Below are 7,865 nucleotides of genomic sequence, written 5' to 3'. Positions count from 1 at the left end.
CCGCCGACCTGATCTCCCCGACCGTGGCCGTCACGGGCGGCGGGCTGGCCTGTGTACTGGTGCTGGGTCTGCTCGCGCTTCGGTGGCGGAACTTCGCCCTGTACGACGCCCGCTCGCCGCAGGCGTAGCCGCCGGGACCGCTGGGCCGGACGGTGCATCGGGCGGTGGGCCGGGCGCTTGTGCCTGCTGGTGGGGGTATCAAGGCCGGGCGGTAGTGCGTTCCGCGCCCTGCGGGGAGCACCCCGGCACACGGGCGCCCCCCGCACGACCGGCAGGGCTACACGTCCACCGGCTCCCGGGTGCGGTCGCCGCCCTCGGAGCCGGTGTTGGCGGTGCCGGCCGGCTCGAAGAGCAGGATCTGCGCCTCCTCGTCCGCCGCCGGGCAGTGCTCGACCCCGCGCGGGACCACGTACATCTCGCCGGGGCGAAGGACCACGTCCCCGTCGCGCAGGTGGATCGTCAGGGTGCCGCCGATCACCAGGAAGAGCTCGTCGGTGTCCGCGTGGGTGTGCCAGATGAATGCGCCCTGGAGTCGGGCGACCTTGACCTCGTAGTCGTTGACGCGGGCGATGCGCCGTGGGGCCCACCGCTCGGTGAAACCGGCCAGCTTCTCGGCGATGTTGACCTTGTGTGTCGTCATGGGGACAGCCTGTCGCCGCGCCCGCGGGCGGTCTTGTACGTTCCTGACATGGCCGCGATACGTCCGCGCAGCACCGTGTCCGCATGGCAGCCGTCGGTGCCCGGGATCGCCGAGGTCTTCCACGCCCGCTTCACCGAGCACGCGTATCCGGCCCATGTGCACGACACCTGGGCGCTGATGATCCTCGACGGCGGGCGGGTGGACTTCGCCCTCGACGGGGAACGGCACGGCCTCGGGGTGTCGGACGTGGTGGTCCTGCTGCCGCCCGGGGTGAGTCACGACGGGCGGACCGTGACCGAGGCGGGTTTTCGTAAGCGCGTGTTGTACCTGGACGCCTCGGTGCTCCCGGAGCGGCTGACCGGGGCCGCCGTCGACGCCCCGCTGCTGGCCGACCCCGCGCTCCGTGAGCGCGTGCACGGGCTGCACCTGGCCCTCGTGGAACGGGACCCCTTCGAGGCCCAGTCGCGCCTGGCCTTCGTACGGGAGCGCCTGCACCGCCGACTGGCGGGGCGCGCGGCCGAAGGACAGGCGCCGGGGCAGGTGCCGGGCGCGCGGGTCGCCGTCCGGCTGCGCGAGCTGCTCGACGCGCGGGTGCCCGACGGGATCACCCTGGAGGAGGCCGCGGCCGAGCTCGGGTATCCGCATGCCACGCACCTGATCCGGAGTTTCACGGCGGCGTACGGGCTACCGCCCCACGCGTATCTGACCGGGCGGCGGGTGGCCCTGGCGCGGCGGCTGCTGCTGGCGGGGGTGCGGCCGGCCGAGGCGGCGGTGGCGGCCGGGTTCTACGACCAGGCGCACCTGACCCGGCACTTCGGGCGGCATGTCGGGATCAGCCCGGCGCGGTTCGCCCGATCCGGCCGGTCGTGAAGGGAAGTTGCCCGGTTCGTCGCCTTCCTGTTGCGGCAGTCCGCGTGGTTCCGCACAGCCCGCGCCCCCGACCCGCCCGCCGAACCAGGAGGAAGGCCTTCGTGCGCCTTCGTACGCTCGCCACCACCGCGGCAACCACCGCCGTACTCGCCGGAACGCTCGCCCCGCCCGCCCTGGCGGCCGAGGCCCCGAAGGCGTGCCGGTCACGCTCCCCGTACCTCTCCGTCGCCGGCACCGGTGGCGTCAGCCCGGGCCGACGATGCCGCGGGCGATGCCCAGGGCGACCAGGTCCTGGGGGCGGATGCGGAGTTGGTCCGCCGTGGCGGGGGCGGCCTCCGGGGGACGCTTGAGGATGGCCGCCGCCAGTTCCGGGGCGATCACCGAGAAGTAGCTGTCCGGGGTGACCCAGGTGTTCCCCGGCGCGGCCAGCGCGAGGGCGCCGCCCGAGCCGCCCTCGCCGATCAGCAGGGTGGTGACGGGGACGGTGGCTTCGGCCAGGGCCGCGAAGGTGTCGGCGATGGCCGCGCCCGCGCCCGCGTGTTCGGCGGCGGCGTCGTTGGCCGCGCCCGGGGTGTCAACCAGGGTGAGCACCGGGATGCCGAGCCGATCCGCGAGGCGGATGACGCGGGCGGCCGTACGGTAGCCCGCCGGGCGGGTGGCGGTGCCGCACTGGGCGGCGTAGGCGACGGCGCGGCCCTCGCGCAGCCCGAACCCGCACAGCATGCCGGGGTCGGTGCCGCCCGCCCGGTCCCCGGAGAGCGGCAGGCGGAGCTCGAAGTACGCGTCCAGGTATGCGGCGGCGTGCGGCCGGTCGGGATGCCGGGCCTGCAGGACGGCGTCCCAGCCGGTGCGCGGCGGTGCTACGTCCGCCTGCGCGGCGGGCGGTTCGACCGGCCCGGCGGGGCGGTGCGCGGCCAGCACGCGGAGCCAGTCGGCGAGGACGCCCGGCAGCCCGGCGGCGGGCACCACGGCGTCCACGTGCCCGGCGGCGTACTGGCCCTCGGCGCAGTAGGCCGCCGGATCCGCGTCCGCCGGACGCACCCGGGACCCGGCGAAGCCGACCTGGGCGCCGGGGAGCGCGAGGACGACGTCGGCCCCGGCCCCGAGGGTGGCCCAGCCGCCGCCGGTGGTCGGATCGCGAAGGACGGCGAGCTGGGGGAGCCCGGCGGCCCGGGTCAGGACGCTCTGGCGGGCCACGCGCTGCAGCTGGGTGAGCGCGAGCATGCCCTCCTGCATCCGGGAGCCGCCGGTGGCGATGAGCGAGACGAGGGGGAGACGGTGCTCGCGGGCATGGGTGTAGGCGGCTTCGAGCCGGTCGCCGGTGCGCTGCCCCAGCGAGCCGCCGAGGAAGCCGAACTCGAAGGAGACGACGGCGGCTTCGTGGCCGCCGACCCGGGCGGTGCCGGTGACCACGGACTCCTGCTCGCCGGTGCGGTCGGCGGCGCGGGCGCGGGAGTCGTCGTAGCCGGTCCAGTCCAGAGGGCCGTCGGCGGGGGACTCCCGCCGGGGCGCGGGGAGTTCGGTGAAGCTGCCGGGGTCGGTCACGGAGGCGATGGCGGCGCGGGCCGAGAGGCGGGTCGTCACGGGGTCACCCCAGGTCGGGTCGTCGGTCGAGGTCGATGGTCGTCGAAGTCGTGTACGGGCGACAGTACTTGGACGGGGTGGTGCCGTGGCGCGCCCGGCGCCGGATCCGGACGGCGTCGGTGGACGCCGGCGACCGGCGCGACGCGGGACCGCTCCCGTCAGGGGCACCGGTCAGTGCTCGGGTCGGTGCCGCAGGTGGGTCTGTCGGGCCGGGCCCGTCTCGATGCCGTTCTCGTCGAGTGCGTTGGCGATGCGCAGGCGGCCGGCGTCGAAGACGAACTCCACTGCCAGGGTCCCCGCTGCCAGGTCACGGCCCGCCGGGCCGCCATTCGATCAGCGCGAGGTCGCGCAGCTCCTGGCCGAGGAACGGTTCGAGGCGCACGTCACGGTGGGACCACTCGGGCGTCAGCCCGGACTCCTCCCATCCCCTGATCGCGGCCGTGGTCCGGATGTGGCCCCAGCCGATCGAGAGCTCGTCGAACTTCGTGTGGCAGAGCTCGACGCGGCTGCCGTCGAAGTCGAGTACCACCGGGCACTGCGCGTACCAGTCCCCGTCCTCGGCGAAACGCACCAGGGCGAAGCCCGTCAGCCGGCGGCCGACGAGCGCCGCCAGCCGGGCGCCGTGCGCCTGCCGGACCGCCTCGATCCCGACCAGGAAGGACGGCTCGAAACCGGGGATCCCCATGTCCACGGGACCGAGTCTCGCCGCCGGAGGGCCCAGGGGCAAACCCTCGACCGACCGACCGACCGACCGACCGACCGACCGACCGACCTACCGACTGACCTACCGACGTACCGGCCGACCGACGTACCGGCCGACCGACGTACCGGCCGACCTACCGACCGACCGACGTACCGGCCGGTCACGGGAGCGGGAAGGCGATCTTGACGGCGTAGGCGGCGACCAGGCCGTAGCCGAGGCGAAAGGTCCAGAGGCGGGCCCCGTCCGGGACGCGGGTGCCGGCGAGGGATCCGAGCGTCACGAGCGCCTGCTGCCAGAGGAGGGAGGCGGCGCCGACGCCGAGGAGGAAGGCGGCGCCGGCCGGTCCGGTGCCCAGGGTGGCGCCCTGCGCGGTGGTGAGCGCGGCGAAGTAGAGGGCGGTGGTGGGGTTGAGGGCGGTGAGGCCGACGTACCGCGCGAAGGCCTTGGCCGGGCGGGCCGGGGCCGGGGCCGGTGCCGTGGGCGGGGCGGATGCCGGCTCCGAGGGCAGGTCCGCACGTGGGGCCGGGGAGGCCCCGGAGAGGCCGCGCGCCGCGATGGCCAGCAGGATCACCGCCGAGACCAGCCGGACCCACGCCTCGACCGGGGAGATGTGGGAGGCCACCCATGGCCCCACGGTGGTGGCGAGGGCCGCGTAGCCCAGGTCGACCGCCGCGATTCCGGCGGCCGCGGCCACGGCCGTGCGGCGGTCGCGCATCGCCTCTTGGAGCAGCAGCACGCTCATCGCACCCATGGGCATCGCCACGCCCAGGCCCGCGGCCGCGCCCGCCAGCGTCGGTGACATCAGTTCGCTCATGGGGCGAGCGTCGGGCCCCGCCTGAGGGGGATATACGCGAATACCGGGCCCGGCTGCGAGAATCGCGGTATGGACCGCCTTGACAGGGAAATCCTCGGCATCCTGCAGCAGGATGCGCGGATCTCGTACCGGGACCTGGGAGTCCGCGTCGGCCTCAGCGCCAACGCCACCGCCGATCGGGTACGGAGGATGCGCCGCGAAGGGGTGATCCGCGGGTTCACGACGATCGTGGACCCGGCCGCCGACACCGCCGGCGGGCTCGTCGTCTTCATCGACGTCACCCTGCGCCAGGACACCACCAACGAGGAGTTCGAGCGGCAGGTCGCCAAGCTCTCCGGGATCACCGAGGTCGTGCACGTGACGGGCGAGCACGACTACCTCGTACGCGCCCGGGCCGCCGACCCCGCCGCCCTCGACGGGCTGCTCCGCCGGATGAAACGGGAGGCGGGGGTCGCCCAGTCCAACACCCGGATCGCGCTGCGCGCGGCCACCCGGCCGGGCCAGTACTGAGGAGGAGGGGGCGTCGGGTCACCTGGCTGCCGCATAGCAGTGCACGGCCACCGTCAGCTCCGGGCTCCACCGCTGCTCGACGGTGGCCAACCGCTCCCAGCCGAGGCGCTCGTACAGAGCCACCGCCGAGGCGTCGGAGGCCACGACGTCGAGCACGGGATGCAGAGCGCGCTCCCGCGCCTCCCGCGTCGCCCGGGCCATCAGGAGCGCACCGATCCCGTGGCCTCGTGCCGCCGGAGCGACGAACAGGCGGCCGACCACGGCGGCTGTCGCACGGCTCACGCCCTCCCGGCCGCTCCACAGCGCGGGCGCCGCATCGTCCGCCTCGCCGCGGGACAGGCCGACGTGACCGACGATCCGCCCGTCCAGCTCCGCCACCCAGGCCGCGAGCAGCGCCGGCCGGCACAGCCAGCCGCCGGGGTGGTCCGGCCAGTTCACGGGGTAGCCGTCCCGCTCGTGGACCTCGGCGAGTACCCGGACAAAGAGGAAAAGGCCCAGAAAGCCAAGCAGGATTCCCTCAATGCGATCGATGACATCGTCGATAGGGCACAGGGCGGCAAGATAAAGAAGGCCGACAACTATCACGCGCATGACCACGGCTTCAGCGAGGAACAAGTCATGAAGATCCTCAAGAAGCCGGACGCGGTGTACTACACGCCGGCGGGCACAGGAAAACTGATTTTCCGTCAAGGGGAGGACATAGTGGTGGTTCGGGCTGACCGCATGGGGGCAGGCAACGTCATCACGGCATACGGCTCGTCCGGCATCAAGGGTCCATCCGGGGCCGAGGCGCTGGGAGGCTCACCCCTGGATCCTGGTGGGCCCATCACGCACGCAGACGTGGTGGAAGGCAGGATTCCAGGCAAGAACGGCTTCCAACCTCCCGCAGAGCGGGTCAGATGAGATGGCATTGGGCATGAGACTCACTTTCGACGAAAACTGGACCGCAACAACGACCGGGAAATCGTTGCGCATTAACCCCCGTTTCAATTTCCGGGACTTCTCTGTGCGCATCGTGCCGTACGCGAACGCGGACGAGCGGGGTCGGTACCTCATGGGCACCTTTGGCAGTACGGCGTGGCTCTGGGATACACCTGACGAGCTTCGGTTCGACCCGGCCGACCGGGAACTTGTCGGCGCCGAGTTCCAGATCGTCGGTGAGGCCGCCGACGCCGAGGACTCTGCCCGCGTTCCTGCCACGCCCTTGGCCCAGCCAGGCGGTCTTCGCGCCGACGAGCTCCGGGACTTCCGCCTGGAGGCGACCACGGAGCTGTGCCGCACCCCGGGCGACACCGTGCTGACCTGCCTGCGTGACCTCGATGTCCTCGACGAGCCGCTGGAGGCCCGCATCGGCATCGCCCCCGACGTGGCGCTCCTGGTCCAGCAGGGCACCGTCGTCGGCTGGAGCCTCACAGACCCGGTGCGCTACCTGACCACAGGCTTCGCCGCCCCTGAGCCGGCGCCTGTCGTCCCGGCCACCCGCCTCCTGTTCACCGAATGCCTGGACATCATGACCACCCCGGTGTTCGACGACGTGAGGGACGGGGACCCTGCCGCCCTGGCGAGGCTCCGGGCGCTGGAGAACAACCTCATGAACCAGCGCGAGGACCGGCACCGGATCCAGGCCTTGACCGCACTGATCGCTGACAAAGTGGAGCAGTACGGGAACTGGTGATGTGTGATGGTCGGCCGGAACGGCGTCAGCCGCGTTCGTTTTGCGATGGTCCCAGCCGGGTGGCTGAGGCGAGATTGACCCTGAAACTGACCCTTGACGGTGACTGGACGGCGACGGTGACGGGGGACCCCCTGGACATCGCCCCGCGTTTCGATTTCCGGGACTTCCGAGTGCGCATCGCCACGTACGCGGACGTGGAGGAGCGCGACCAGTTCCAGTTGGGCACGTTCGGCAGCCAGGACTGGTTGTGGGACGCACCCGACGAGCTCCGGTTCGACCCGGCCGGTCGGGAACTCGTCGGCGCTGAGCTCAGGGTGCCCTCCTCGGTCGCAGATGCCGCGGATACTGCTCGCATTCCTTCCGCACCGTTCGTCCGAGCGAGCGGCCTTCGCGCCGACCAAGTTCTGGACTTTCGGTTGGAGGCGACCACGCTGCTCTGCCGCGCCCCTGGGGACACCGTGCTGACCTGTTTGCGTGACCTCGACGTACTAGACGAGCCGCTGGAAGCCCGCATCGGGATCGCTCCCGATGGCGCTGCTCGTCCAGCGCGGCGCCGTCGTCGGCTGGAGCCTGACCGACCCGGCCCGATACCTGACCACCACCTTTGTCTCGCCCGATCCAGGTGCCCCCACCGCTGCCACCCGTCGCCTGTTCACCGCATGCCTGGATCTGGTCACTTTGCCGCTGATCGATGAGGTGACGGACCGGGACCCGGCCGCCCTCGCCAGGCTGCGGGCCGTCGACGAGGCTCTGCGGGACCAGCGCGAGGACCGGCACCGGGCCGACGCCCTGGCCGCCCTGATCGCCGACCTGATGGAGGACCACGGGAACCGGTGACGCGGCGAGCCCGGCGGGCGGCGCCCGGGGGACATGCCGGGCGCCGGGGGGCGGCGTCGCCCGGGATGAGAGCATGCGAACCCGCGTGCTCCTCGATGTCCCCTCCAGCCCTCGGGCTGCGCCCGCCCGCGCCTGGTGCCGTCCCCGGGCGTCCACAAGCTCGCCGGGGCCCTGCGCAAGCAAGGCCTGCCGGCCCGGCTCGGCGCCATCGAGGGCGGGGTGGTCGCACGCG

The 7,865-nt window shown here is 73.0% G+C and carries 10 protein-coding genes and 1 pseudogene; 6 read left to right on the top strand and 5 right to left on the bottom strand.

Annotated features, from left to right (window positions below):
• Positions 1-277: 277 nt before the first annotated feature.
• Entirely contained in the window at positions 278-640 is a 363-nt protein-coding gene (locus ACWGIU_RS22540; protein WP_453708438.1) for a cupin domain-containing protein, read from the bottom strand.
• Between the two features lie 48 nt (positions 641-688).
• On the opposite strand from ACWGIU_RS22540, the gene ACWGIU_RS22535 reads away from it, so the two are divergent.
• Positions 689-1,510, top strand: coding sequence for a helix-turn-helix domain-containing protein (locus ACWGIU_RS22535; protein ID WP_453708436.1), 822 nt, complete (start codon positions 689-691; stop codon positions 1,508-1,510).
• A gap of 243 nt (positions 1,511-1,753) precedes the next feature.
• Here the strand turns inward: ACWGIU_RS22535 and ACWGIU_RS22530 are convergent, their stop codons facing one another.
• The 3 genes from ACWGIU_RS22530 to ACWGIU_RS22520 form a co-directional block, all read right to left on the bottom strand.
• Positions 1,754-3,094: a carboxyl transferase domain-containing protein gene (locus ACWGIU_RS22530; protein WP_453708434.1), complete on the bottom strand. Its 1,341-nt coding sequence runs from the start codon at positions 3,092-3,094 to the stop codon at positions 1,754-1,756.
• Between the two features lie 307 nt (positions 3,095-3,401).
• Positions 3,402-3,785, bottom strand: a complete 384-nt coding sequence (locus ACWGIU_RS22525; protein WP_453708432.1) for a hypothetical protein — start codon at positions 3,783-3,785, stop codon at positions 3,402-3,404.
• Between the two features lie 172 nt (positions 3,786-3,957).
• Positions 3,958-4,611 carry a LysE family transporter gene (locus ACWGIU_RS22520; protein ID WP_453708430.1) on the bottom strand — a complete coding sequence of 218 codons (654 nt, stop codon included), beginning with the start codon at positions 4,609-4,611 and terminating at the stop codon, positions 3,958-3,960.
• A gap of 69 nt (positions 4,612-4,680) precedes the next feature.
• Here ACWGIU_RS22520 and ACWGIU_RS22515 point away from each other — a divergent pair, with 69 nt between their 5' ends.
• Positions 4,681-5,121: an Lrp/AsnC family transcriptional regulator gene (locus ACWGIU_RS22515; protein ID WP_030012642.1), complete on the top strand. Its 441-nt coding sequence runs from the start codon at positions 4,681-4,683 to the stop codon at positions 5,119-5,121.
• An 18-nt stretch (positions 5,122-5,139) separates the two neighbouring features.
• Here ACWGIU_RS22515 and ACWGIU_RS22510 read toward each other — a convergent pair whose 3' ends face one another.
• Positions 5,140-5,652 carry a GNAT family N-acetyltransferase gene (locus ACWGIU_RS22510; protein WP_453708440.1) on the bottom strand — a complete coding sequence of 171 codons (513 nt, stop codon included), beginning with the start codon at positions 5,650-5,652 and terminating at the stop codon, positions 5,140-5,142.
• Between ACWGIU_RS22510 and ACWGIU_RS22505 the strand changes: the two genes are divergently transcribed.
• The 4 genes and pseudogenes from ACWGIU_RS22505 to ACWGIU_RS22490 all read left to right on the top strand — a co-directional run.
• Entirely contained in the window at positions 5,578-6,024 is a 447-nt protein-coding gene (locus tag ACWGIU_RS22505) for a hypothetical protein (RefSeq protein WP_453708442.1), read from the top strand. The genes ACWGIU_RS22510 and ACWGIU_RS22505 overlap by 75 nt on opposite strands.
• Before the next feature lie 103 nt (positions 6,025-6,127).
• Positions 6,128-6,796, top strand: coding sequence for a hypothetical protein (locus tag ACWGIU_RS22500; protein ID WP_453708428.1), 669 nt, complete (start codon positions 6,128-6,130; stop codon positions 6,794-6,796).
• Between the two features lie 528 nt (positions 6,797-7,324).
• On the top strand, positions 7,325-7,633 hold the full coding sequence (locus ACWGIU_RS22495) for a hypothetical protein (RefSeq protein WP_453708426.1): 309 nt from the start codon (positions 7,325-7,327) through the stop codon (positions 7,631-7,633).
• Between the two features lie 73 nt (positions 7,634-7,706).
• A pseudogene (locus ACWGIU_RS22490) lies at positions 7,707-7,865 on the top strand (arginase family protein); the annotation flags it as partial.

The organism is Streptomyces sp. NPDC054840 (assembly GCF_053611065.1).
The sequence above is the reverse complement of the archived record's forward strand: the minus strand, read 5'-3'. Positions and strand labels throughout refer to the sequence as shown.

What these genes read in the sequence shown, in the direction of transcription:
- ACWGIU_RS22520 (WP_453708430.1), bottom strand. Translation starts at nt 4,611, where the DNA reads ATGAGCGAACTGATGTCACCGACGCTGGCGGGCGCGGCCGCGGGCCTG.
- ACWGIU_RS22535 (WP_453708436.1), top strand. Translation starts at nt 689, where the DNA reads ATGGCCGCGATACGTCCGCGCAGCACCGTGTCCGCATGGCAGCCGTCG.
- ACWGIU_RS22540 (WP_453708438.1), bottom strand. Translation starts at nt 640, where the DNA reads ATGACGACACACAAGGTCAACATCGCCGAGAAGCTGGCCGGTTTCACC.
- ACWGIU_RS22515 (WP_030012642.1), top strand. Translation starts at nt 4,681, where the DNA reads ATGGACCGCCTTGACAGGGAAATCCTCGGCATCCTGCAGCAGGATGCG.
- ACWGIU_RS22495 (WP_453708426.1), top strand. Translation starts at nt 7,325, where the DNA reads ATGGCGCTGCTCGTCCAGCGCGGCGCCGTCGTCGGCTGGAGCCTGACC.